This is a genomic window from Corynebacterium propinquum DSM 44285 (assembly GCF_000375525.1).
GTDB classification, from domain to species: Bacteria; Actinomycetota; Actinomycetes; order Mycobacteriales; family Mycobacteriaceae; genus Corynebacterium; species Corynebacterium propinquum.
In genome coordinates this window covers 243,922-269,800 of record NZ_AQXC01000002.1, presented here as the reverse complement: position 1 = coordinate 269,800, position 25,879 = coordinate 243,922, and the positions used below count along the sequence as shown (strand labels likewise).

Annotated in this window: 17 protein-coding genes; 8 read left to right on the top strand and 9 right to left on the bottom strand. The window is 56.0% G+C overall.

Annotated elements, in window-relative coordinates:
* Positions 1-16: 16 nt before the first annotated feature.
* From B142_RS0103280 to rpsA, 6 genes are all read right to left on the bottom strand, one after another.
* Positions 17-487 (bottom strand): universal stress protein, encoded by a 471-nt coding sequence (locus tag B142_RS0103280; RefSeq protein ID WP_018120121.1) that lies wholly within the window; start codon positions 485-487, stop codon positions 17-19.
* 99 nt (positions 488-586) lie between these two features.
* Positions 587-1,756 (bottom strand): CaiB/BaiF CoA transferase family protein, encoded by a 1,170-nt coding sequence (locus B142_RS0103275; RefSeq protein ID WP_018120120.1) that lies wholly within the window; start codon positions 1,754-1,756, stop codon positions 587-589.
* 67 nt (positions 1,757-1,823) lie between these two features.
* A complete protein-coding gene (locus tag B142_RS0103270) occupies positions 1,824-3,098 on the bottom strand; it encodes an acyl-CoA dehydrogenase family protein (protein ID WP_018120119.1) in 1,275 nt (424 codons plus the stop codon).
* A 152-nt stretch (positions 3,099-3,250) separates the two neighbouring features.
* Complete coding sequence (gene uvrB, locus B142_RS0103265) at positions 3,251-5,356, bottom strand: excinuclease ABC subunit UvrB (protein ID WP_018120118.1); 2,106 nt, start codon at positions 5,354-5,356, stop codon at positions 3,251-3,253.
* Positions 5,357-5,440: 84 nt separating this feature from the next.
* A complete protein-coding gene (gene coaE / locus B142_RS0103260) occupies positions 5,441-6,046 on the bottom strand; it encodes a dephospho-CoA kinase (RefSeq protein WP_018120117.1) in 606 nt (201 codons plus the stop codon).
* Between the two features lie 116 nt (positions 6,047-6,162).
* Positions 6,163-7,629: a 30S ribosomal protein S1 gene (gene rpsA, locus B142_RS0103255; RefSeq protein WP_018120116.1), complete on the bottom strand. Its 1,467-nt coding sequence runs from the start codon at positions 7,627-7,629 to the stop codon at positions 6,163-6,165.
* A gap of 558 nt (positions 7,630-8,187) precedes the next feature.
* On the opposite strand from rpsA, the gene B142_RS0103250 reads away from it, so the two are divergent.
* From B142_RS0103250 to B142_RS11735, 5 genes are all read left to right on the top strand, one after another.
* Positions 8,188-9,783: a peptide ABC transporter substrate-binding protein gene (locus B142_RS0103250; RefSeq protein WP_018120115.1), complete on the top strand. Its 1,596-nt coding sequence runs from the start codon at positions 8,188-8,190 to the stop codon at positions 9,781-9,783.
* 115 nt (positions 9,784-9,898) lie between these two features.
* A complete protein-coding gene (locus B142_RS0103245; protein ID WP_018120114.1) occupies positions 9,899-10,828 on the top strand; it encodes an ABC transporter permease in 930 nt (309 codons plus the stop codon).
* Complete coding sequence (locus B142_RS0103240) at positions 10,818-11,774, top strand: ABC transporter permease (RefSeq protein WP_018120113.1); 957 nt, start codon at positions 10,818-10,820, stop codon at positions 11,772-11,774. The genes B142_RS0103245 and B142_RS0103240 overlap by 11 nt, the downstream gene beginning before the upstream one ends.
* Positions 11,775-11,854: 80 nt before the next feature.
* On the top strand, positions 11,855-13,525 hold the full coding sequence (locus B142_RS0103235; protein WP_039733714.1) for a dipeptide ABC transporter ATP-binding protein: 1,671 nt from the start codon (positions 11,855-11,857) through the stop codon (positions 13,523-13,525).
* 63 nt (positions 13,526-13,588) lie between these two features.
* Complete coding sequence (locus B142_RS11735; protein ID WP_018120111.1) at positions 13,589-15,376, top strand: siderophore-interacting protein; 1,788 nt, start codon at positions 13,589-13,591, stop codon at positions 15,374-15,376.
* Between the two features lie 3 nt (positions 15,377-15,379).
* Here the strand turns inward: B142_RS11735 and polA are convergent, their stop codons facing one another.
* Positions 15,380-18,004: a DNA polymerase I gene (gene polA / locus B142_RS0103225; RefSeq protein WP_018120110.1), complete on the bottom strand. Its 2,625-nt coding sequence runs from the start codon at positions 18,002-18,004 to the stop codon at positions 15,380-15,382.
* Between the two features lie 100 nt (positions 18,005-18,104).
* Complete coding sequence (locus B142_RS11730; protein WP_018120109.1) at positions 18,105-18,476, bottom strand: hypothetical protein; 372 nt, start codon at positions 18,474-18,476, stop codon at positions 18,105-18,107.
* Positions 18,477-18,738: 262 nt separating this feature from the next.
* On the opposite strand from B142_RS11730, the gene B142_RS11725 reads away from it, so the two are divergent.
* The gene (locus tag B142_RS11725) at positions 18,739-19,461 is read left to right on the top strand and encodes a GDSL-type esterase/lipase family protein (RefSeq protein ID WP_236658165.1); all 723 of its coding nucleotides are present in this window, start codon (positions 18,739-18,741) and stop codon (positions 19,459-19,461) included.
* Here B142_RS11725 and B142_RS0103210 read toward each other — a convergent pair.
* Positions 19,454-19,942 (bottom strand): hypothetical protein, encoded by a 489-nt coding sequence (locus B142_RS0103210; RefSeq protein ID WP_049148735.1) that lies wholly within the window; start codon positions 19,940-19,942, stop codon positions 19,454-19,456. The genes B142_RS11725 and B142_RS0103210 overlap by 8 nt on opposite strands.
* A 344-nt stretch (positions 19,943-20,286) precedes the next feature.
* Here B142_RS0103210 and B142_RS14250 point away from each other — a divergent pair, with 344 nt between their 5' ends.
* Entirely contained in the window at positions 20,287-20,964 is a 678-nt protein-coding gene (locus B142_RS14250) for a restriction endonuclease (RefSeq protein ID WP_407927001.1), read from the top strand.
* A complete protein-coding gene (locus B142_RS11720) occupies positions 20,930-25,201 on the top strand; it encodes a type ISP restriction/modification enzyme (RefSeq protein ID WP_407927006.1) in 4,272 nt (1,423 codons plus the stop codon). Before B142_RS14250 ends, B142_RS11720 begins: the two co-directional genes overlap by 35 nt.
* Positions 25,202-25,879: the final 678 nt, after the last annotated feature.

Sequence of the window (25,879 nt, the reverse complement as noted above, 5' to 3'; positions counted from 1 at the left end):
CCGCTACCCTGCTGCCCTATGCCTTGCCGCTGGCAGAAGTTGCGGCACCGTCACTGTTGACAACCAAGACGTCGACGTCAAAACGGCGGGTAACTTCACTCGGAATGCTGCCAAACACGCGGCCGGATAGCGTCTTCAGCCCACGGTTACCCACCACAACGAGATCCGCTGCGGAATCTTCCACGACGGTGCGCAGCACTGCCACGGGGCCGCCATTGATCGGGCGGAGTTCGATATCTTTTGCGCCTTCGGCGACAGAAACTTCGTGCGCCTCGCGCAAGATGTCCTCGGCGGCGTCCCGGTTGATCACAGGCAACGCATGAGCATCAGCTTTCGCGTCAATGACTAACCCGTGTTTTTCATAATAAGCAGACACGATGATCAGCCGCGCGTCGTAAACTCGTGCCAGACTCGCGGCCGCACGCACAGCGTGCAGGGATGAATCCGATCCGTCAGATCCGGTAACGATGGTGGAATATGCAACCACGGGGTGCTCCTTCCGAGCTTGGCGTTAGTGTGATTCTAACGCCTGGGTATAGCTCCCACCCGAAAAGCACCGCCGCCGTCAATAAATATGATGCGCTTATCACGCTCGCGGGTCCGTCTGCGCAATCCACGAACGCACTGCATCGCCGTCTGCTCCGAGCCGTGGCGGTGGGGTGTGATACTCGGCTTTCGTTCGGGAATACTGCACGGGGTTGCGGATCGTACGGTAGGTGGAGCCTTCAGCACTGTGAATGGCAACGACGGGTTCCAATCCCAGCGAATCCGCAAATTCGATCCCCTGCCCCACAGAATTAATCGGGGCGCACATCACCCCGGCAGCAAGCAACTCGTCATACCAATCTTGCGCCGATTTCTGCTGGAGTACTTCTTCGATCTCCGCGCGCAGTGCCTCACGGTGCTTATTGCGATCCTGCATGGTAACGAAACGGTCGTCGTCGGCAAGCTGCGGCTTTCCGAGCTCTTCCACGAGCTTGCGATACTGTGCATCATTGCCACAGGCAATAATCAGCGGCTGGTCGTGGGTGGCAAATGGGCCATACGGAAACAGGCTTGGATGATCATTACCCATGCGCATGGGTTCGTGCCCGGTCGCAGCATAACCGCCTGATTGATTAGCCAAACTCGACAACGCCACGGACAACAAATTGACCTCAAGTGACTGCCCTGCCTGTGATTTCTCGCGTTCGAGTAGCGCGGCCAAAATGCCGACCGCACAGTGCAGACCAGTGCACACATCGACGATGGCCACACCGGTTTTTTGTGGTGGTCCGTCGGCTTCGCCGGTCACGTGCATAAGACCGGACAATGCTTGGATCAGCAAATCATAGCCCGCCAAATGGGCGCCTTTGTCCGAGCCAAAACCGTTAATCGAGGCATGAATTAACCGTGGCCAGCGCTTAGTGGTTTGTGCTGGGTCCAGGCCGAATTTCTGCAGCCCTCCTGGTTTAAAGTTCTCGATCAGGACGTCGGACCGTTCGATAATCTCGTAGGCCGTGTCGCGATCAGCAGGATCGTGCAAGTCCAGCATGATGGATTCTTTGTTTCGGTTGGCCGACATGAAATAGGTACTCATGTCGTTGGCCACCGGCGGCGCCCACTGACGAGTGTCATCACCGCTCGGTGCTTCCACCTTAATCACTCGCGCTCCGAGGTCTGCCAAGAGCATGGTACAAAAAGGGCCAGCCAATACGCGGGAGAAATCTGCGATGACGATTCCCGCCAGTGGTCCGCGCGCGGAGCTATCGGGCACAGATCGCTCCTTCTGGGTAGTCGGTGTCCTCGATGGCATAAATTTTTGGGCCTTTCCTTTTACCCTTTTACCGTGCGTGAAATGCGCCGACGCCTGTCAGGTGACGGCCGATGGTGAGCTGGTGTACCTCATCGGTGCCTTCATAAGTACGCACCGATTCCAGATTGTTCGCGTGGCGCAGCGGGGAATACTCCAGGGAAATGCCGTTACCACCCAGCATCGCGCGAGCTTCGCGTGCGATAGTGAGCGCGACGCGTGTGTTATCGAGCTTTCCGGTGGAAATTGTCGCCGGCAATAGCGAACCGTGGGGCAGCCCGGTGGCATGTTCCGCGGCACCTGCGCTAGCATTCGCGCTATCTTTCAGCCGACCGATCTGGTGCGCGAGCAAGTAACCGCGATTGATGCCGACGGCCATATCAGCCAGTTTGGTCTGCGTGATTTGGAAATTGCTCAATGGAGTGCCGAACTGCCGACGCTGTTGGCTGTACTCTAATGCGGCGTTGAAGCTGTCGCGCGCAGCGCCCATGACTCCCCAGATGATGCCGTAGCGGGCCTCGTTCAAACACCGGAAAGGGCCGCCAAGCCCCACTGCGGTTTCTGCGGGCAACATCGCTGATTCCGGTAGGCGCAGATCATCCAGGTGAATTTCACACTGGATTGAAGCACGCATGGACATTTTTGGCTCGATAACCTGCGCCGAATAGCCTTTGGTGTCGGTGGGAACCACGAAGCCACGCACGCCGCGCGCATCACCGTGTTCACCGGTCTGCGCCCAGATGATCGCGACATCGGCGACGCTGGCTAGGCCAATCCATCGCTTAGTGCCGTTGAGAATCCAGTCACCGCTAGCATCTTTCTTAGCGACGGTTGTCATAGAGGCGGGATCCGATCCTGCGTCTGGTTCAGTCAGACCGAAGCAACCGACTGCTTCGCCTTTCGCCATCTTCGGCAACCACTCCTGCTTGTGCTCTTCGGAGCCGTGCTTGTGGATCGCGGACATTGCCAGCGAACCTTGTACAGACACGAAGGTGCGCAAACCGGAATCGCCGGCTTCGAGTTCCTGGGCCGCGAGGCCGTATTCCACTGCGCTGCGCGCCGGGCAGCCATAGCCATCGAGGTGCATACCCAGCACACCGAGCTTGCCCATCTCTGGAATGATCTCTAGTGGGAAATGTGCTTTGTCGAACCACTCACTGATATTGGGGCGAATGTGCTCATCAACGAAGCCACGCACGCGCAGCGCGACGTCTTTTTCTTCCGCAGAAAACAGGGAATCAAGCTGGGTGATGTCAACAGCGCCGAGGAATGATTCCTGTCCTGGTGTGCTGGGGTTATTCGGCATAGTGCGACGGCCTCCTCATCTCACGGTTGTGAACATCACACTATAAGGAGACCAACCTAACTTCAACCGATTATGGCAAGTTTTTCGCTTCGCCTTTCCAGTATCAGCTTCCGGTAACAGCGCCCGATATCAGCGCCCGGTATCAGCGGGGCCTAGATTCCGGCTTCTTTCACCCCACGCAACTCCTTTTTCAGATCCGCGATCTCATCGCGCAATCGGCCTGCCAACTCGAACTTGAGATCCCGGGCGGCAACCTTCATTTGCTTCGTGAGGTCGTCGATAAGAGTTTGGATCTCGCCTTCTGCCATGGATGACACGTCTGGCTTGTCGACGAGCGCCGCATCGCCGGATTCCGAGTTGCTTGCCGCATCCCCGCCGTCGTCCGACTCGTAGACCTGGTCGAGGATGTCCGCGATCTTTTTCCGCAGCGGCTGCGGGTCGATGCCGTGTTCAGTGTTGTAGGCAATCTGCTTTTCGCGGCGGCGTTCCGTCTCATCGATGGCGTTTTGCATCGATTCGGTGATCTTGTCGGCATACATGATGACTTCACCGGATACGTTACGGGCCGCACGACCAATGGTCTGAATAAGCGAGGTTGTCGAACGCAGAAAGCCTTCTTTGTCTGCATCCAAAATCGCCACCAGGGAAACTTCTGGCAGGTCCAAGCCTTCACGCAACAGGTTGATGCCAACAAGCACATCAAATTCACCCAACCGCAGCTGCCGCAGCAATTCCACACGTTGCAAGGTGTCAATGTCAGAGTGCAAGTAGCGCACCTTGACACCGTGTTCCAGCAAGTAATCGGTGAGGTCCTCGGCCATGCGTTTAGTGAGCGTAGTCACCAAAACACGCTCGTTTTTCTCGGTTCGTGTCTTGACTTCATCGATAAGGTCGTCGATCTGGCCTTTGGTCGGTTTCACGGTGACCTTCGGGTCCACCAGCCCCGTCGGGCGAATGACCTGCTCTACGTATTCACCGCCTGCGGCAGTAATTTCGTAGTCGCCAGGTGTCGCAGAGAGATAAACGGTCTGGCCGACTCGTTTTTCGAATTCATCGAATGTCAACGGGCGGTTATCCAACGCGGAAGGTAAGCGAAAGCCGAAATCCACCAAGTTCCGCTTGCGCGACATATCGCCTTCGAACATGCCTCCGATCTGTGGGACGGTCACGTGCGACTCGTCAATGATCGTGAGGAAGTCTTCTGGGAAATAATCCATCAATGTTGCTGGCGCGCTGCCAGCCTCTCGCCCGTCGATATGCCGCGAATAGTTTTCGATTCCGGAGCAGAAGCCGACTTGTTCAATCATTTCCAGGTCGTATTCGGTGCGCATGCGCAGCCGTTGGGCTTCTAAGAGCTTTCCCCGGTTTTCCAATTCTGTAAGACGCTGTTGTAGCTCCTCTTTGATGTCCGCAATGGCTTTTTCCATGCGCTCGGGCCCGGCAACGTAATGCGTGGCTGGGAAGATGCGAACTTCATCAACCTGTTCGAGGACATCTCCGGTCAAAGGGTGAATATAGTACAGCGCGTCGACGTCGTCTCCGAAAAATTCGATTCGCACTGCGCGCTCCTCATAGGCAGGGATAATATCGACAGTATCGCCATTGACGCGGAAAGCACCGCGGGTGAAGCCAACATCGTTGCGCTCATACTGAATATCGACGAGCAAGCGCAGGAACCGATCACGCTCTACTTCATCGTCGACTTTCATGACCACGGAGCGATCTAGGTAAGACTGCGGCGTTCCCAGGCCGTAGATGCAAGATACCGAGGACACCACGACGACGTCACGACGCGATAATAGCGCGGAAGTCGCAGAGTGACGCAGGCGTTCGACGTCTTCGTTGATGGAGGAGTCTTTTTCGATATAAGTATCGGTCTGCGCGACATAGGCTTCCGGCTGGTAGTAGTCGTAGTACGACACGAAGTATTCTACCGCGTTGTGCGGCAGGAGTTGGCGCAATTCGTTGGCCAGCTGGGCCGCCAGAGTTTTGTTCGGCGCCATGACTAGGGTTGGACGCTGCTGTTGTTCAATCAGCCAGGCTGCGGTGGCGGATTTACCGGTACCGGTGGCACCAAGCAGGACGACGTCAGATTCGCCTTCTTTGAGGCGCCGATCTAGCTCTTTGATTGCTGTGGGTTGGTCACCGGCCGGTTGGTACTCGGAGACGACCTCGAAGGTCTTTTTCCGGCGTTCGACCTCGCCGACTGGGCGGTGTTCGGATTCAGATAAAACAGGGTACTCAGCAGCAAAAGCCATGGCTTCTAGTCTACTCTGCTGTATCTGGTTCAACCCGCTACTGAGGTGCTGCCGACTGCCACGCGAAAGCTAGCGAAGTGCGAGCTACCGAGCAGCCAGCTGTTGAATCTTGTCGACGGCGTGTGCCACCTGTGGTTGCAGTTCTTCTTCGCTGCCGTTGTTGTCTATGAGGATATCTGCGTGTTGTTTGCGTGTCTCGTCGTCAATCTGCGCGTTGATGCGCCGCCGGACGTCATCGCTGTCGAGACCGCGCTTGGTAGTCAGCCGTTCGACGCGCAGGTGTTCGTCGGCATGCACAACGATGGTTGCGTCCATGTCTTTGTGCAGGCCCTTATCGATGAGCAGTGGCATGTCGTAGATGACTGCTTCTGCCCCGTTTTGACGCGCTTCGTCAAAAAGTTCTTGTGTGCGTTGGTTGATGCGCGGGTGGGTGATTTCGTTGAGTCGCGCGGTGGTTTCTTTGTTTTCAAAGGCACGTGAGGCAAGCAGCCCGCGATCAAGTGCGCCGTCGGCATCGAGGATGTCGGCGCCGAATTCTTCGGCTAGTTCTTGCAGTGCCGGTTGGCCGGGTTCGACGATTTCGCGTGCAATACGGTCCGCGTCGACGATGGGGTATCCGTGTTCGTTGAGGGCGCGGGCGACGGTTGACTTACCACTGCCGATCCCTCCGGTAAGTCCGATGATTTTCATAGGCCCAGTGTAGAATGCAAAAACCCACTTCTCAATGCCCTGGTTGGGGCAGAAAGAAGTGGGTTGCGGCTATGCGGTACTAGCCGACGCGTGGCTAGTTAAGCGCGCTGGCTGATTTAGTTGCCGGCCAGCTTATCGCGCAGTGCAGCAAGCTGCTCGTCGGAAGCCAACGAACCTGCGTCCTCGGTGGTGCCTTCGGATGACGGAGCGGCATCCGATACGCCGGACTCGGAGGAGTAGTTCGCGGATTCGTCGCTGTTTGCAGCAGCTTCAGCTGCGGCACGGTTGCGCTCGATCTGCGCGGTGTGCAGCTGGAAACGACGCTCGGATTCGGCGTAACGAGCTTCCCAGGCCTGACGCTGTTCGTCGTAGCCTTCTTTCCACTCGTTGGTCTCTGGGTCGAAGCCTTCTGGGAACAGGTAGTTACCCTGCTCGTCGTAGGAGTCGGCCATGCCGTACTTGGAAGGATCGAATTCCTCGGTGTAGTCCTCGTCGGCCTGCTTCAGGGACAGGGAGATGCGACGACGCTCGAGGTCGATGTCGATGACCTTGACCATGGCTTCTTCGCCAACGTTGACAACCTGGTCTGGAACCTCGACGTGGCGCTGAGCCAGTTCGGAGATGTGAACCAGGCCTTCGATGCCTTCTTCGACGCGAACGAACGCACCGAATGGAACGAGCTTGGTGACCTTGCCCGGAACGATCTGGCCCACAGCGTGGGTGCGGGCGAAGACGCGCCATGGGTCTTCCTGGGTTGCCTTCAGAGACAGGGAAACGCGCTCGCGGTCCAAGTCCACGTCCAGAACCTCGACGGTGACTTCGTCGCCGACGGTGACAACCTCGGATGGGTGGTCGATGTGCTTCCAGGACAGCTCGGAAACGTGTACCAGACCGTCGACACCGCCCAGGTCCACGAAGGAACCGAAGTTGACGATGGAGGAAACGACACCCTTGCGAACCTGGCCCTTTTGCAGCTGGTGCAGGAATTCGGAACGAACCTCAGACTGGGTCTGCTCCAGGTATGCGCGGCGAGACAAAACAACGTTGTTACGGTTCTTGTCCAACTCGATAATCTTGGCGTCAAGCTCCTGGCCAATGTATGGCTCCAGGTCGCGAACGCGGCGCATTTCCACCAGGGAAGCGGGCAGGAAGCCACGCAGACCAATATCCAGGATCAGGCCGCCCTTGACGACCTCGATGACGGTACCGGTAACGTGCTGATCGCTTTCCTTGAGGTCCTCGATAGCACCCCAAGCACGCTCGTACTGGGCGCGCTTCTTGGAAAGCAGCAGGCGGCCTTCCTTGTCTTCCTTCGTCAAAACCAAGGCATCGATCTGGTCGCCCAGCTGAACAACCTCATCTGGGTTGACGTCGTGCTTGATGGACAACTCGCGAGAAGGAATTACGCCCTCGGTCTTGTATCCGATGTCAAGCAGTACCTCGTCGTGATCGACCTTTACGACGGTGCCTTCTACAATGTCACCGTCATTGAAGTACTTGATGGTCTCGTCGATCGCGGCGAGAAAATCCTCAGCGGTGCCGATGTCGTTTACGGCTACCTGAGGGGCCTTAGAAGCTGTCATATTGTTGCGTGCTCCGAAATGGATAGGAAATCGATTGTGTACATTTGCAGTCTCTCACGAACTTCACATCAGGCACTGAACCTAAGAACAGTTCAGCCCGTCATGCAAGCTCACGATCTCGCGCCACAAGTGCGTAAAACTTCCTATCAGAGTTCACACACTTCTAACGCATAGACGTGCCCTTTAAAGCATAAACCCATCACCCAAGCTATGCAAGCTTTTGTGCTCTATTATCCGTTCAGAGCAGGGGACGTTGTTAAGACTCAATCGCCAGACATGACACCCCAACACTGCCCTGTTGTTAAATACGCCCGACAGGTCAAAACACACCACACTGCAACCTATTACCCCAAGCTAGTTCCACAATTTAGGCTCGGCTAAATAACTGGTGAATCAAAACACACGAAAATTTCAGTGAGAGTACAGTCACTGCTATACTTTGCGCAATCCCGCGATCTCACCTAGGCAAAACTACTTACATGTACTTGCAGTGATATTTCAGTCGCCGATTGACGTCATCGCGTGGAGCTTTGAATTCGACACTCACAGGAGAATGTAATGAAGATGACGAAGTCCATCGGAGTTCTGGCAGCTGCCGGGCTCTCATTGACACTGGTCGCCTGCAGCGACGATTCTGGAAGCTCCAGTGCTGGCGGCAGTGCTGAAGGCGGCACCAACTACGTGCTTGCCAACCTCACAGAGCCACAAAACCCGCTGGTTCCAGGAAACACCAACGAGGCTGGTGGCGGAACCGCAATTCAGTTCCTTTATTCGGGACTGACCTACTACGATGCCGAGGGCGAATCACACAATGACCTCGCTGAAAGCATCGACTTCGACGGCGACCGCACCTATACCGTCAAGCTGAAAGATGCCAAGTGGGAAGACGGCACCCCGATTACCGCAAATGACTTCGTCGATGCCTGGAACTACACAGTCTCGGAATCTTTACTCCAGGAGTCTTTCTTCACACTAATCAAAGGTTATGCAGAAGGCGCAGAGTCCATGGAAGGCCTGACCGTCGAAGACGACAAGACCTTCACCATTGAGCTTTCCGAACCAACCGCTGACTTTGAGCAGCGTCTCGGCTACGGCCCGTTCAAACCACTGCATCCTTCAGCATTTGACGACATCGACGCCTACGGCGAAAAACCGATCGCTAATGGCCCATACAAACTTGTTGAGTGGAACCACAACGAAAACATCCTTCTCGTTCCTAATGAGGAATACGAAGGCGACCGCAAAGCACAAAACGACGGCGTCGACTTCCGCATCTACACCCAGCAGGATGCCGCCTATGCAGATCTGCTGTCCGGAAACCTCGACGTCATTGACTCCATTCCGGAATCCGCATTGTCCCAGTTTGAAGACGAGCTGGGCGATCGGGCAGTCTCGCAGCCATCCGCAGTTTTCCAGGCATTCACCATCCCGAGCAAGCTGGAGCACTTCGAGGGTGAAGAAGGCAAACTTCGTCGTCAAGCCATCTCCCTCGCTTTTGACCGGGAAGAAATCTCCAAGACGATTTTCCGTGACACCGTCACCCCAGCCAAGGACTTCACCTCCCCAGTTATCCCTGGTTATGAAGAAGACCTAGAGGGCAATGAGGTGCTTGAATTCGATCCTGAAAAGGCGAAGGAACTCTGGGAGCAGGCCGACGATATCAGCGAGTTCAACGGCACATTCGAAATCGCTTATAACGCCGATGGTGGCCACCAAGCATGGGTTGATGCCCTCACCAACCAGTTGTCGAATAACCTCGACATCGATGCGATCGGCAACCCATACCCTGACTTCAAGGGTCTGCGCGATGACATTACGAGCGGAAGCATCGATACCGCTTTCCGTTCCGGCTGGCAGGCCGACTACCCATCTTTGGGTAACTTCCTGGAACCGAATTTTGCCACCGGTGGTAGCTCAAACGACGGTAAATACTCCAGTGAAGAATTCGATGCCAAATTGGCTGAAGCACAGCAGGCAGAGAGCGTCGAAGAAGCTACCAAGCTCTACTCGGAAGCACAGAAGATCCTTTTTAAGGACCTGCCAGCAATCCCAATGTGGTACTCCAACGCTGCAGCTGGATATTCCGAAGCTGTCGAAAACGTGGAATTCGCATGGAACCGAATCCCGGTCTTCTACGCCATCACCAAGTCTTAAGAAGCCCTAATGAGTGTTACAAAACACTCAGATAGGTTACACTAAGGCGACGTCAATCCGGTCAGTCCGAATGCGACTGACCGGATTTCGCCCGTTATAAGTTAAGGAAAAACCTATGTTGCATTACATAGGGCGCCGAGTCTTGCAAATGGTTCCAGTCTTTTTCGGAGCCACATTCTTGATTTTTGCCCTCGTGTTCTTGATGCCAGGTGATCCCGTCGAAGCCCTCGGCGGCGACCGCGGTCTCAGTGATATTGCCCGTCAGCGTATCCAGGAAGAATACAACCTGGATAAGCCCTTCCTCGTGCAGTACCTGCTCTACCTCAAAGGGATTTTCACCCTTGATTTTGGCACGACTTTTTCTGGCCAGTCAGTCTCATCGCTTATGGCCAACGCCTTTCCGGTGACGATCAAACTGACAGTAATGGCTGTCGTGTTCGAAACCATTTTTGGTGTGCTATTCGGTTTCATCGCCGGAATTCGCCGCGGCGGAATCTTCGACTCCACCGTTTTGGTGCTGTCTCTGCTGGTAATTGCAATCCCATCCTTCGTGATCGGTTTCGTGATGCAATTTTTCGTCGGTGTGAAGTGGGGCTTGTTACCCGTCACGGTCGGTCGTAATGAAACCTTCCTCGAGCTACTCATGCCCGCCATCGTGCTGGGTGCAGTATCGCTGGCCTATGTCATCCGCTTAACCCGGCAATCAGTATCGGAAAATCTCCGGGCAGATTACGTCCGCACCGCTCGTGCCAAAGGCATGTCGGGCGGCTCAGTAATGACCCGCCACGTGCTACGGAACTCCATGATTCCCGTGGTTACCTTTATCGGCGCCGACCTCGGCATTCTGATGGGCGGTGCAATCATTACCGAGGGAATCTTCGGCATTAACGGTATTGGTGGAACTCTGTACCAGGCGATTATCCGTGGTGAACCCGCCACCGTCGTATCCATCACCACCGTGCTGGTCATCGTCTACATCATCGCCAACTTGCTGGTCGATTTGATGTACGCCGTGCTCGATCCAAGGATTCGCTATGACAAATAAAAACTATTTCCAACGCCCGCGCCTGGAACGCTACGTCGCCGACACCGATGAGCAGGGCCTGGGCGCAGTCGACGCCGTGAACGACGACCGCCCACCGCGCTCCCAATGGGGCGAAGCATGGGTTAGCCTGCGCAAGCGGCCATTATTTTGGGTCTCTGCAATCCTGATCCTTTTCACCATTGCCCTGGCGCTATTCCCGCAATTGTTTACTTCAACGGACCCACGTTTTTGCCAGTTATCCAACTCGCTCGGCGAACCAACCTCTGGCCACCCGTTCGGTTTTGACCGCCAAGGCTGCGATATCTACGCACGCACGGTATACGGGGCACGCGCCTCGGTGGCCGTGGGCATTCTTGCAACCGCGATGGTCATGATTATCGGGACCGTTATTGGCGCAACCGCCGGCTTTTTCGGCGGCTGGATCGATGCGGTGCTCTCTCGCTTTACCGACGTGTTTTTCGCCGTACCGCTGCTGCTGGCAGCCATCGTCGTCATGCAGATGTTCCGCGAATCACGCTCACTCTGGTCCGTGGTCCTGGTGCTGTCATTATTCGGCTGGACAAATATCGCCCGTATTGCCCGCGGCAGTGTCATGAGCGTAAAAAACGAAGACTTCGTTACCGCTTCCCGCTCGCTGGGTGCGTCACGCTGGACCATGCTGACCAAACACATCCTGCCCAACGCCGCGGCTCCAATTATCGTCTACGGCACCGTCGCACTTGGTGTGTTCATCGTTGCCGAAGCGACTTTGTCCTTCCTGGGTATCGGGTTACCGCCAGAGGTCGTGAGCTGGGGTGGCGATATTTCTTCGGCACAAAGCTCATTGCGTACCCGACCTGAAATTCTGTTCTACCCGGCCGGAGCACTGGTAATTACCGTGCTGAGCTTCATCCTCATGGGCGATGTCGTCCGCGACGCCCTGGACCCGAAAGCGAGGAAACGATGAGTTCTTCCGAGAAACACTCCAGCGACGCAAAAACCAGCGAAGCTACCTCGACTGCAGCCTCACTACAGCCTTTGCTGCGCATGGACGACGTGAAGATCTCCTTCCAGTCGTCTACCGGTGTCGTCGAAGCAGTCCGCGGCGTCAGCTTCGATATTTATCCGGGTGAATCTGTCGCGATCGTTGGCGAATCTGGATCGGGTAAATCCACCACCGCGATGTCAATTCTTGGTTTGTTGCCCGAAAACGGATCTGTCACTGGCGGGTCAATCATCTTCGACGGCCAGACCATCAACGACATGAGCGAAAAGCAGATCCAGAAAATCCGCGGTTCAGAAATCGGCTTGGTCCCGCAAGACCCCATGTCCAACCTGAACCCGGTGTGGAAGATCGGCACGCAAGTCGCAGAATCCCTCAAGGCAAACAACGTCGTCGCCAACTCCGAGGTGAAAGAACGCGTTAACGAGTTGCTGGCAGAAGCCGGTTTGCCGGATCCAGAAGCGCGGGCGAACCAGTACCCCCACGAGTTTTCCGGTGGTATGCGGCAACGTGCACTGATCGGTATCGGACTGGCAGCGAACCCGCGTTTGCTCATTGCCGACGAGCCGACCTCCGCGTTGGACGTGACCGTGCAGAAAAAGATCCTGGATCACCTGAAAACGCTGACTGACCAGCACGGCACTGCCCTGCTTTTTGTTACCCACGACCTGGGGTTGGCTGCAGAGCGCGCCGAACACCTGATCGTGATGCACCGCGGACGCATCGTAGAGTCAGGACCTTCCCGGGAAATCTTGGAAGACCCGCACCACCCGTACACCCAGCGATTGGTCAACGCCGCACCGCTGATGGCTTCGCAGCGCACGCACACCACAGCACAGGTAGGCATCGGCAAGCAGGCTGATGGAACTGCCGCACAAGATGACACGGCAGCGCACGACAAAGCTGCCTCGCAGGAGATTATCCGGGTTCGGGATCTGACCAAGGAATTTCCGGTACGTGGTAAACGCGGAGAGATGTTCAAGGCGGTCAACAACGTCTCGTTCAGCTTGAACAAGGGTGAGACGCTAGCTGTCGTCGGCGAATCCGGTTCTGGTAAATCCACTGTGGCAAATATGGTGCTGAACCTGCTGGAACCAACCTCGGGCGAAATTCTGTATCAGGGCGAAAACGTGCAGAAGATGTCGGCGAAAGAAATTTTCCGCTTGCGGCGCAAACTGCAAGTCGTGTTCCAAAACCCGTATGGCTCGTTGGACCCGATGTATTCGGTATACAAGTCCATCGAGGAACCACTGGTGCTGCACAAGGTTGGCAACCGGAAGTCGCGTGAAAAGCGCGTCGCCGAGTTGTTGGACATGGTTGCCATGCCAGCTTCTGCCATGCGTCGCTACCCGAACGAGCTGTCTGGTGGTCAGCGGCAGCGCATCGCAATTGCCCGCACCTTGGCGCTGGAACCGGAAGTTATCGTCCTCGACGAAGCCGTCTCCGCCCTCGACGTGCTTGTGCAAAACCAGGTCATCGAGCTGCTGAATGATCTACAGCAGAACTTGAGCTTGTCGTATCTGTTCATTACGCACGACCTGGCGGTGGTGCGCCAGACTGCCGATAACGTCGTGGTGATGAAAAACGGGCAGATTGTCGAACGCGGCCCGACAGAGACGCTATTCGACGATCCACAGCAGGATTACACCAAGGAGCTGATCAATTCGGTTCCGGGCCTGTCCATCAAACTGGGGTCTGGTCTGCAGCAAGGCTAGGCACCTAGGGTGCGGGGTGCACAACGACGCAGCCAGCTCGAATCATGCGGCTAAAATGGGATTATGTCCCGAACACGCACCCCATACCCAGCGAGCACCCGATTTCTGCAGGTCCTGCGCGTCCAGGATGTCACCGACGGCATGCGCCGTGTGACCCTGGGCGGCCCGCAACTCGCCGCCCATGTGGCTGATAACGGCTGCGCGGTCCCGGAATTTCGTTCGGATAATTTCGACGATTCCATCAAGCTCATCCTGCCGCAGGCTCCCGGCGAAAAACCGGTAGGCCCAACACAGCGTGAAGGCAAACTAGCTTGGCCTGCAAAATCCTCGTCTTCGCCACGCCGGACCTACACCGTACGGCGCTTCGATAGCCAGCACGGCGAGCTGGACGTAGATTTTGTTCTGCACGGCACCGGGCCTGCCACCTCGTGGGCTGCTCAAACCCAACCTGGCGATACTGTGCAAATAGCGGGGCCGAAATCGACCTCGTCCCAGCCGCAGGGCGTCGACTGGATCTTGGCCGCCGGTGATGCCACCGCCCTGCCCGCGCTGAGCCGCTGGCTGGAAGAATGGCCCGCCGGACAACGCGGCAAGTTTTTCATTGTGGTCGATGAACATTCGCACCGCCAGCAATTCCCCTGCCCGGATGGCGTGGAGATCACCTGGTTATTCCACAGCGAAGGGGACACGCTTTACGACGCTATCTCCGCCACCGAATGGTGGGATGGTGAAGTTTTCGCCTGGGTCGCTGGTGAATCTGCGAGTTTGAAACCGATCCGCCGCTGGTTGCACGATACCAAGGGCCTGCGCAAGCACCAGATGCATTTTTCTGGTTATTGGAAATCCCGCATGAAGCACCGTTCCACGGCGCCACGCCGGGAACCGGAAACGCTGGCCAACCCGAGCACGCGCACCACCGCAACGAAGGCTTTCGAGTCAACGCAAGCGAAACCACAGCCGTACGCAGATTCTGAACATTCTGAAGATTCTGCATCACACCTCAACGCTCATGCGGAATTTGCTGCCCTGAGCGATCTCACTGCTGCGTTTGCTATCCGCACGGCCGTGACCGTGGGACTGGGCACTGCTTTGGCCACTGCACCGCGCGAGGTGCACGAGCTTGCCGCAGCCACCAATACCCAACCGGCAGGGCTAGAAAAGCTGCTGCTGTACCTGGAAACCCTGGGCATGGTGCTGCCTGTCGCGTCTGCACAGTGGCAGTTGACGGATTCTGGCCGCATTCTTGCCGACGACACCACCATCGAGCGGCTGTCTGCTGATAATCAGCGCAATCACGCAGTTCTGGCGGCCCTGGTGCATTTGCGTGCCGCGCTTGTCGACGGCTATCACCCGGGAGTTGCGGATGCGGCCCAGAAATCCCCTGGTTTAGGCACCTCAATAACAACCGCGGCACTGAACACAACAGCTGGCGAACCAGGCACAGTGGCAGACGCCACAGACTCAGAGACCGCTAATAACGCGGTCATCCCGGTAACCGCGGAACTAGCCCGACGCGACGATGGCGCAGCAATTGAGTATCTGCGCAATCTCTACCGCACGCGCCAACAAGCAGGGGCGGATTCGCTGCGTCTTGCTTGCCAGTGCCGCTTGCCGGATTCCACTGGTGAAACCGGTGGCTCCGCACAGTCTGCTGCGTCACGTTCTGCCGCCGCGCGCTCTAGTGCCGAGCGCGCACTTATTACCTTCGCGCTCTACGGCGACCAGCTGCGCAGCGTCGAAGAGCTGTATTACCTTTTCGGCCGCGCGGGGCTGCCAGCACCGACCGTCGGCAAGAACGGCTCCGCTCCGCTAGACGACGACGGCTACCGCGTCTTCGAGTTCCTCACTTAAACCTTAATGCTCGGCAGCTTGCCAGTTCGTGCCGGAACCGGTGGAGACCTCCAGCGGGACAGTCAGCGTGATCGCCTGATCCATTTCGTGTTCGACCAGCTGGCGCACCTGCTCCAACTCGCCTTCTGCGATTTCCACGACCAGCTCGTCGTGCACCTGCAACAGCACCCGGGACCGCAACTTCGCTTCCCGCAGCGCGTCGTCGACACGAATCATCGCTACCTTAATGATGTCGGCCGCCGTGCCCTGAATCGGCGCATTCAACGCTGCGCGTTCCGCGTTTTCCCGGGCCACGCGGTTATCCGAGTTCAGCTCCGGCAAATAGCGGCGCCTGCCAAACACCGTCGAGGTAAACCCATCGTGCCGGGCCTTGTCGACGACCTCATCCAGATACTGCTTCACCCCACCGAAGCGGGCGAAGTAATTTTCCATGATCTTTTTTGCCTCCCCCGGTGGAATATTCAGCTGCTGCGATAAACCGTAAGCAGACAAGCCGTACACCAGGCCGTAGGACATCGCCTTAACGCGGCGGCGCAGTTCCGGGGTGACTTCTTCCACCGGCACGTCGAACACGCGCGAACCAACGTAATTGTGCAGGTCTTCGCCTTCTTGGTAGGCCTGAATCAGCCCCGGATCGCCGGATAAGTGCGCCATCACGCGCATTTCGATCTGCGAGTAGTCCGCACTCAGCAGCGTTTCAAAACCTTCACTGACCTGGAATGCTGAGCGAATTTTCCGCCCAGCCTCGGTACGCACCGGGATATTCTGCAAGTTCGGGTCTGACGAACTCAACCGGCCGGTCGAGGCCACCGTTTGGTGGAAGCTGGTGTGAATGCGCCCATCGCCTTGCACGGTTTTGGACAAGCCTTCCAGGGTAGTCTTCATTTTCTGGTATTCGCGGTGTGCCAGCAGCCGGTCCAAAAATGGGTGCGGGTGCTTCGCCGCCAAAGCCTCGATCTCACCGGCGGCGGTGGAATAACCAGTTTTGGTTTTCTTCGTCTTCGGCAAATCCAAGGTCTCAAACAGCACGGTTTGCAGCTGTTTGGGCGAATTCAAGTTCAGGTTCTCATCACCGGCCAGCTCACGGGCGGCGTCTTGTTCTTCGCGCACCATCTCGGCGAAGGTCTCGGCTTGCTCGTCCAACACCTCACGGTCGACGGCAATGCCGGTGGCTTCCATAGTTCCGAGGATCTGCACTAGCGGCAGCTCGAGATCGCGGTACAGCTCGAAACTTTCGATCTTCAGCAGCTCGGTGGTCAAAAGCTCCGCCAGCTCGAGGATCGCCCCGGCTTTTTCCAACAACTGCTGGGTTTCCCCCTCCCCGCCCGGCAAGGTCTTCTGTAGGTGGCGCTGGTATACATCGGCCAGATCATAACCGCGCTGGCCTGGGCGCAGCAGATATGCGGCGATCGCGGTGTCGTGGCTAATGCCGCGCAGCTGGTAGCCACGGCCTGCCAGCATGTGGAAGGCTGCTTTGGCCTCGTGCAAATATTTGCTGGCGCTGTCGTCGGCAAGCCATTCTGCCAGGGCTTTGTCTTCGTCGGCGGAAAGATCTTCCAGCACCACCGTGATGCCTTGCCGGTTCGTGTCGACGAGCGCGATCGCCGTAGCATCACCCTGGCCCGGCGCGCCGTTGCCGTCGACGAACATGGCGACGCCTTCGGTGTGCTCCGCGAGCCAGTCGGTGAGTGTGGCTTCGTCGTGTGTGATGGCGGGTAATTCGGGGGTGTCGTCTATCTCGGCTTCAGCGCCAAATACGCCGAGTACGCGGTCGCGCAGGTTGGGGCCGAATTCGAGGTCGTCGAAATGGGCGGCCACTTGGTTGGCGTCGACGTCGGCAAAGGAAAGATCATCCGGGCTGTGCGAAAGCTGCATATCGGTGATCATTTGCGTGAGTTCACGGTTGAGGCGCACTTGTTCGATGCGTTCGCGGAAGCTGTTGCCGGCTTTGCCTTTGATGTCGTCGGCGTGTGCGATCAGCTCGTCGAGGCTGCCGTATTGTTTGATCCATTTTTGTGCGGTTTTTTCGCCGACGCCGGGGATGTTGGGCAGGTTATCGGATGGGTCGCCACGTAGCGCGGCGAAGTCCGGGTATTGCTGCGGGCTCAAGCCGTATTTTTCTTCTACGGCATCCGGGGTGAAGCGGTGCAGCTTGGATACCCCGCGCATGGGGTACAGCACGGTAGTGGTGTCGTTGACCAGTTGGAGGTAGTCGCGGTCGCCGGTGACGATCAAGGTTTCGTATTCACCGGACTGTGCCCCGGCCGCGGTGGCCAGGGTGGCGAGGATGTCGTCGGCCTCGTAGTTTTCGACTGAGAGCGTGGTGATGCCGAGTGCTTCAATGACTTCGCGGATGAGCTCGACTTGGCCTTTAAATTCTTCTGGCGTGGCTGCGCGCTGGGCTTTGTAATCCGGGAATTTTTCGGTGCGGAAGGTCTTGCGCCCGACGTCGAAGGCCACTGCGATGTGGTCGGGTTTTTCATCGCCGACGATGCCGGTAAGCATGGTGAGGAATCCGTAGACCGCGTTGGTGTGCTGGCCGCCGCCGGTGGAGAAATTTTCTGCCGGGAGTGCGTAAAAAGCACGGAAGGCCATGGAGTGTCCGTCGATGAGCAAGAGGCGTTTCATGCCCTACACTTTAGCCGCCACCGGCAGCACACTACAGCCACAGCGCTAGAGCTACCATGCTCGAGCCCAAGCGCTACACCCACCGTGGCCTGCTGCCCCGTTACGCTTGCCGACGGTCAAGCTCCTGCCATTCCACGTTGAGATCGGATTCTGCCACACCGCGCACCTGTTCGGCGAGGAAGCAGTACAGGTTATCGGTACCGTCTACGATGCCGTCAGCGACGTCTTCTCCGGCAGAGGTGATCGCCAGTATGGCCCGGCGCGAATATTCCTCGGCGTGTACTAGCTGTGCTCCCCATCCGCCTTCGCCGCGGTTGCCGTCTTCGTCGGCGGACAGGCTCTCTAACCAGGCTGCGGCCAGGGCACAGGCCTCTTCCCCGGTAACGACTGCGCGCACGGTAGCTGGGGTGCCGTCGTTCCCGGGTGGTGTACCCCAGAGCCAATCCAGGTTTACGCGGTAGGGATTAAGCATTGGGGTGTTACCTTTCGCTGTATTCTTCCCTGGCATTCTAGTTCTGCGAGAATGGAAGTTCGACAAGTTCGACTAAGGTGTAACGCAAAACCATTTTCATTCCGCTAGGACACTTATACGCACTAGGCTCGTTCTACTGACTGCCATCACGGCCGCTGCTGCATCTCTTACTGCTGGTGCTGCTGTAGCTCACACGGCACCTCCGGGAAATACCGTATTGGCCGGTGACAGTTTGGTCGCCAACCCCGTACCTTTCGATGTTGTGCGCAATAACATGCCGCTTTCGTCAGGTAGCGCCACTGATACGTCCAGTAGTAGCAAAGACATCATGGCCACCGGTGTCGGTTGCGTTACCGACGGCGCCATTGCCGACGAGATTCGTCAGGCGTCCGGCGCCGCTCGAGTGGATCAGTATCAATGTTCTGGTGCTTCGTTAGCTAGTCGTGAGCTTCGTATTGACGATACTCTCCGCACAGCTGCAGAACAGGGCGATCTCACCCGGAGCACGAGAAACGTCGTTATTGTTGCGGGGGCTAACGATACCTACCGTTACGGACTCGATACGCAGGCGGTTGATCACGCGGTCCGTAGTGGCTTGCAGAACGCCATCGACGTTATCCACGAGCACGCACCGAATGCCAAGATTGTGGTGGTTGGATATCCCCGTGTCACAAGCGATGGCACAACGTGTGCGAACAGTGGGCTGCATTCTTCTGACCAGCTGCCTATCACTACTCCCCTCATTGCCGCTACGGAAGAGCATTTGCAGCACAACCTGCGTGAGGTAGCTGAGCACAATGGGGCCACCTTTATCGACGCGTGGCCTGCCTCTGCAGGCCACGATATGTGTTCGCCGCAACGTTGGTGGCGCAACCTTTTTGACGTTGCACCTCCAGCACCGGGAAACATCCCGCTGCACCTCAACGCTCTCGGAATACACGGTTACGGGCGATTGATCTTAACTGCCGAAGCACTCGTTATTTAAAATTTTCCGGTCGGGGAGTCACCCCCGTCCATTCTTGACGCCCTTCCTCATCCTGCGCTTCATACGAAATATGCAACTGGTAAGGATTGTTCGAACCGAAAATCGCACCGTAGATAAAGCTGATCTGCTCACCAGGGCCAACCTTTAAACGTCGATCACCTCCGTTGATTCTAGATAAATCTCCAATCTCGATATGAACGTTTTGAAGTATTTTTCCCGATATATTGGTTAGAATGTAACTTTTACCTTTATCTAGTTTGATTTCCCAGGGAGCTCCATTCTTGGGTTCGAGCTTACTCAATGCTTTGGCAATTTCGCTCTGATATTTCGCAGCCGCTTTGGCTGCTAGTGTGGCTTCTTTAGCTTGTTGGGCAGATTTCTCCTCTGATTTGCGAGATTGCATTGCATTCCACGAGGCCAACACGAAGGAAGCTAATGCAATACCGGCTGACAAGACTGATACCCAGTTTTCAATGCTCATATATCAAATACTAGTTGTGGAAGGAGCTAACAGGTTTCCCAATCCAGTGTTCTCATACCCCGGAACGTTTCGAACATTCGTAAACATTCTCTCTGTACTCAATAATTCTTTGTGATTGTACAGCTCCCAAGTTCGTCGCTGCCTTTAATTGCTGATTCTCCGATCTGGGGGATAGTCGTGGCACTCGCGGCACTATCTGGCTACAACTTAGCGACGGCCGCTTCCTCCAAAAAGGAAGACAGTGCAGCATAGAATCATTAACGCGGGCACTGGCCAGGAACCATAGGCTGGGCAAAGTGCACCAAGAACCTCGCCCCGCAACCCCGATAAGGCATAATCGGTGCATGGCTACGTTTGAAGAAGTTCTGGACCAGCTACGTGAGAATCAACCGCAGGGCAAGTACGGTATTGCCTTCGAAAAACTCATGGTGAACTTCTTCCGCACTACTCCTTCCCTGGCCGAGCAGTTCGATGAGGTCTGCCGCTGGTCTGATTGGCGCTATAACAACGGCCAGACCGACACGGGCATCGATATGGTGGCCCACCGCGTGGCCGATGACAGCTGGGTGGCCATCCAGGCGAAGTTTTATAGGCCGACCACCAGTATCCAAAAAGGCCACATCGACTCCTTCTTTGAGGCTTCTGGCAAATCCTTCGAAACGGAAAACGGCCGGGAACATTTCTCGCACCGCTATATCATCTCGACGACGGATAAGTGGTCCTCGAATGCCGAGGCCGCGCTGGCGAACCAGATCATTGAAACCAGCCGTATCGGTATCGCAGACATTGCCTCTGCCCCGGTGAACTGGGATGTGGCATTCCCTGGTTCAGAGATCCAGGTGAAACTGGAGCGTAAGGAAGCTTTCCAACCCCGCAAACACCAATCTGAGGCAATCGAAAAAGCCTTGGCTGGTTTCGCTACCCATGACCGCGGCAAGCTGATTATGGCCTGCGGTACGGGCAAGACATTTACGTCGCTGCGCCTGGCTGAACAGTTCGCCCGCGAAAACGGGGGGGGGTAAAGCCCGGGTTTTATTCCTGGTTCCGTCTATCGCGCTGCTCTCACAAACCCTGCGTGAGTGGACCGCACAGGCAACGGTCGATATGCGCAGCTTTGCGGTGTGCTCAGATACCAAGGTGGGCAAAGGCGCCGAGGATATTGCGCCGTATGACCTAGAAGTTCCGGTATCTACAAATGGTAAGCGCCTAGCGGAAGTATTCAATACCGGCAAGCACTCTGCCGGCCTGCACGTGGTCTTTTCCACCTACCAGTCGCTACCGACGGTGCACGACGCGCAGCACAACGGCCTTGACGATTTCGACTTGGTTATTTGCGATGAAGCGCACCGCACCACGGGTGTGACGCTGGCTGGCGAGGATGCCTCGAACTTTGTGCGCATCCACGAAGCCGACTACATCAAAGCCGACAAGCGCCTGTACATGACGGCCACACCCAAGCTTTTCGACGACGATGTGAAAGACAAAGCCGCAGACCACTCGGCTGAGTTGGCATCGATGGATGATGAAGGTGTCTACGGCCCGGAGTTTCACCGGTTAGGCTTTGGCGAAGCCGTCGAGCGCGGGTTGCTTACCGACTACAAGGTGTTGGTGATGACGGTCGACGAGGACGTCGCCGCAGAAGCCCTTGCCAACGCCCCAGGACAATTAGTGAACCTCACAACGGCTTCAGCAATCATCGGCGCGTGGAATGCGCTGGCGAAACGCTCCGGCAAGTTGCAGGGCACCAAGGACGGCTTCGAGGTTAATGCCAAGCCGATGCAACGCACGGTGGCTTTCGCGAAAGACATCAAACATTCAAAGCAGATCGCAGATTCCTTCCCTGCTTTGGTGGCTGCGCACCAGGAATCGCTGCACGAGCACGCCGCGCTGGAAGACATCAGCCTGCACAACACGGATGTGGCTGTGGTAGCCCAGCATGTCGACGGCACCATGAACGCGATGCAGCGCTCTTCGCGGATTAACTGGCTAGAAGCGGACATTGCGCCTACGGAATCCCGGGTTCTGACCAACGCGCGTTGCCTGTCGGAAGGCGTGGATGTGCCTGGGCTGGATTCGGTGATCTTCTTCCAACCGCGTAACTCCATGGTGGATGTGGTGCAGTCTGTCGGCCGCGTGATGCGTAAGGCAGAGGGCAAAGACTATGGCTATATTATTCTGCCGGTCGCGGTGCCTCCTGGGGTGAGCCCATCGCAGGCGCTCAACGACAACACGCGCTTCAAGGTGGTCTGGCAGATCCTGAACGCACTGCGTGCCCACGATGATCGCTTCAATGCGAAGATCAACTCCATCGCGTTAAACGAAGGCAACCCAGACGAGCTGCCAGTTGTCGTGGATCCAGTTGTGAAACCTAAAAAGCCGATCGTCGATCCTGTTCCCTCCCCGACCGATAATCCCACTGATGCAGACACAGCGAAGCAGATCGCGCTGTTTTCTTTGGAGCGGTGGCAGGAAGCCATCTACACCAAGTTGGTGGATAAGGTTGGTTCGCGCACGTATTGGGAAGACTGGGCCGATGACGTCGCCAAGATTGCCGAAAACCAGGTCACCCGCATTACTAAGCTTGTCGACGGCGCGGATAAGCACTTGCGCGCTGAATTCGATGATTTCGTCGATGGCCTGCGTAATAACCTGAACGACGGGATTGGTGAAGCCGATGCCATCTCGATGCTTTCGCAGCACTTGATCACTGCTCCAGTGTTCAACGCGTTGTTCGATAACCACGACTTCATTGAGAACAACCCGGTGGCCCAGGTAATGCAGCGTATGACAGATGCGCTGCAGGACGCACACCTGGACAGCGAAACGGAATCGCTGGAGAAATTCTACGACTCCGTGCGCGTGCGTGCGTCTGAAGTGACCTCTGCGTCGGGTAAGCAGCAGGTGATTAAGGATCTGTATGAGCGCTTTTTCCGTAAGGCCTTCAAGAAACAGGCAGAGGCCCTCGGCATTGTTTACACCCCGGTGGAAATCGTGGACTTCATCCTGCGCGCTGCCGATGAGGTCTCCCGCAAGCACTTTGGCAAGGGCTTAAGCGATGAGGGGGTAAGCATCCTCGATCCCTTCGCTGGGACCTCGACGTTCATGGTGCGCTTGCTGCAGTCTGGGCTGATCAAACCAGAAGACATGGCACGCAAATATGCCAACGAGCTGTTTGCCACCGAAATCATGCTGCTGGCGTACTACGTCTCTGCGGTGAATATCGAGACCACCTACAACGCCCTGCGTGAGGAAGCCGCGCAGCGCAACGGTGCACCAACACCGGACTACGTGTCATTTACGAATATCGCGCTTGCCGATACCTTCCAAGTCCACGAAGACGGCGATATTCCAGACCTCAACATTTTCCGCGAAAACAACGCCACCATTGAGCGGCAGAAGAATGCGCCCATCAATGTGGTCATTGGTAACCCGCCGTATTCCGTCGGCCAAAAGTCCGCGAACGACCTCAATGCCAACCAGAAGTACCCCAGCCTAGATAAGCGCATCGCGGACACCTACGCGGCCAAGTCCACGGCCACCAATAAAAACTCCCTGTACGACTCCTACCTGCGCGCTTTCCGCTGGGCTACGGACCGCATCGGCGACCAAGGAATCGTGGCATTCGTATCAAATAATGGGTGGATCGACGGCAATGCCGGTGCCGGTGTGCGCTTGTCGATGGCCGAAGACTTTACAGATCTCTACGTTTTTAATCTTCGTGGAAATTCTCGTACCGCTGGCGAACACGCCAAACGTGAAGGCGGAAATGTTTTTGACATCCGGGTTGGGGTTTCCATTGCTATAGGGATCAAGGATGAGTCGAAGCAATCCTTTGACTTGCACTATGCCGAATTACCGGACTATTCCTCTAAAGCTGACAAGATAAGTGCAATTACAAGCGCATCAATCGAAACCCTTATTTGGCAAACTATCGAACCTAACAAAGAAGGCGATTGGCTAAATCAACGATCTGAAGAGTTTGAGACGTGGCCGATTATTGGTGACAAAAAGGGAAGTTCGACTACATTCTTTAATATATTCTCTAGGGGCCTAGAATCAGCCAGAGATTCTTGGCTGTATTCATTTTCAACAAAGGCTATAGGAGAAAATGTCGCAGTTCTGAAATCGACTTACACTCAAGCCCTGGAAACGATTCACCCCGAACAAAATGCGGAAGAGTTTTTAAAGAGCGAGCCATGGTTCGTAAATCCGGTCCGGAGTAAATGGTCTTCAAGTCTCCAAGCCCAGCTGGATCGGAGAGTAGATATTAACCGAAACGGCTACCGAACAAAGAGCCAGTATCGACCATTTTGCCAGCAATATGTATACTTCGACGAACAACTGAACCATCGTAGGTACCAACTGCCTTCAATGTTTCCGACCCCAGAGCACTCCAATATCGGTTTCATCGTTATGGCCCCTCGCGATGCAGCTGAATTTGCAGTGCTAGCTACAGAACTAATCCCAGATCTGTCGTTCTTCACGTATACTGGCCAGTTCTTTACCCGCTTCACCTGGACCCCAGTCGATGCCGAAGATGGTGGTCTGTTCGGTGAAGGGAACGTCGTCAAGCAAGGTGAGACCAGTGCTTACGGCCAAGTCGGTGAGGTTGTTGATGGGTATGTGCGGGTGGACAACATCACGGATGAGATTAAGCAGATTTACCGGGATGCGTTGGGCGGTGATGTCACGGGTGATGGCATCTTCCACTTTGTGTACGGCAAGTTGCATGATCCGGGTTATCGCACGCAGTATGCGGCAGATTTGAAGAAGATGCTGCCGCATATTGAAACGCCGTCGTCGCGTGCTGAGTTCGATAAGTTCGCTGCAGCTGGTAAGGAACTCATGGAGTTGCACGTGGATTATGAGTCCGTGGAACCGTGGCCGTTAGATATTCAGGTCAAGGGTGATGAGTCCAACCGTGAGACCTGGCGTGTGCAGAAGATGAAGTGGGCTAGGCGCAAGGATCCGGAAACGGGCAAGAACGTCAATGACGTGACCAAGCTGATCTACAACAAGCAGGTGACCATCTCCGGTATTCCGGCAGAGGCGGATGAGTACATGTTGGGCTCGCGTTCCGCGGTGGCATGGTTGATTGATCGGTACCAGGTGAAGAAGGACAAAGCTTCGGGGATTGTGAATGATCCGAATGATTGGGCCGATGAGGTGGGCAACCCGCGCTACATCGTGGATCTGATTGGCAAGGTCACGCGGGTGGCGATGGAAACCGTGCGGATTGTTGATGGGTTGGAAAACTAGTACCCACGGAGTCCTCTCCACCACCAATCAGCATCTGCTGCCCGAAAGTCTTAGTCCAACAAGGAATCGAAAAGAGGACCTGACCCCCGGAAAGTGGACACGTCGGGGGTCAGGTCCCTAATGATCGAAGCGAATGGGCCTGCAGTACTATTCCGAATAGCCTTATGGGAGTGTTAGCAGTTCCCCCAGAGTAAATACGATTCAATGACATTATTCTCTAGTATTCGACGCGCCTGATCGCGGTTGTTTAAGGTAACAATCACCCGCGAGTTGCATTCATTTAAAAACATAAGCCACAAATCTGAATGCCATGCTGCGGTAGCCATAACGACACCTTCAGAATCATTGTGCGTCTCCTCGATTAGTGAGCCAGCTACGTAATGCCATCCGTTTAATTCTCGTTCTTCACAGTCGCCTATCTCATAGCCTTCCGGGAGGTACCAGCAATATTCAGGCCTTCCAAGTTCGGCGCGAAGCGGATACCATAAGAGGCTTAGGTTCGTATCGAAGGGCCATGACACCTTGTTTGCTATCTCAGACTTGAATTGAGTTTCGCTCATTTTTCCGAAAGCATTTCGGAAAGAGCGAGCAGGGAGAACTGGTCGATTAAGGGCCATTCCCACTTCCCGCCAGGTACAGGCTCTATTGTCACCTAACGGTGGAAAAATGGAGGACTCC